General features: G+C 41.6%; 1 pseudogene. It reads right to left on the bottom strand.

Annotated elements, in window-relative coordinates:
* Window positions 1-261 (bottom strand): annotated as a pseudogene (locus L976_RS01655) (hypothetical protein); the annotation flags it as partial.
* Window positions 262-435: the final 174 nt, after the last annotated feature.

The raw sequence follows: 435 nt of genomic DNA, 5'->3' as shown, positions 1-435 counted from the left end.
ACGCCAGTCTATGACTTCACTAAAGCTAACCGTGGCATCCTTATAAAAACCCTTAAGATAATTTTCCGTTGCAATCTCTAATGGTTTTGGTGCATCAATTTTAATGATTTCAAACGTATAGCCGTGATTCGTTTTATTGTTTACATAGGATAGCCCTGTGAGTATCCCGTTTATCGTACCCAATTTATAGTCAAAGTTGTCCATTTCAGTTACTACACGCCTTAGCCATTGAAAACGGCAACCAATAATTCTATCTGCCATTTTAAATCAACAACATAATCTGCTTTCGGCTTCCCCTCAAGCGAATAGTGATTGAGATTGCTTTAAAGACGTGGCAAAAGTGGCTGTTAACATTAGTCAATGTGAATAGGCTCGCCATGGCATTGACTCACCGACACGCAGCAAGTCCGTCCTTGGATGCTCGACCGCCCCGTC

Origin of the sequence: Shewanella sp. ZOR0012 (assembly GCF_000798835.1) — a bacterium.
GTDB lineage: Bacteria > Pseudomonadota > Gammaproteobacteria > Enterobacterales > Shewanellaceae > Shewanella > Shewanella xiamenensis.
This window is presented reverse-complemented; position numbering and strand designations above follow the sequence as displayed.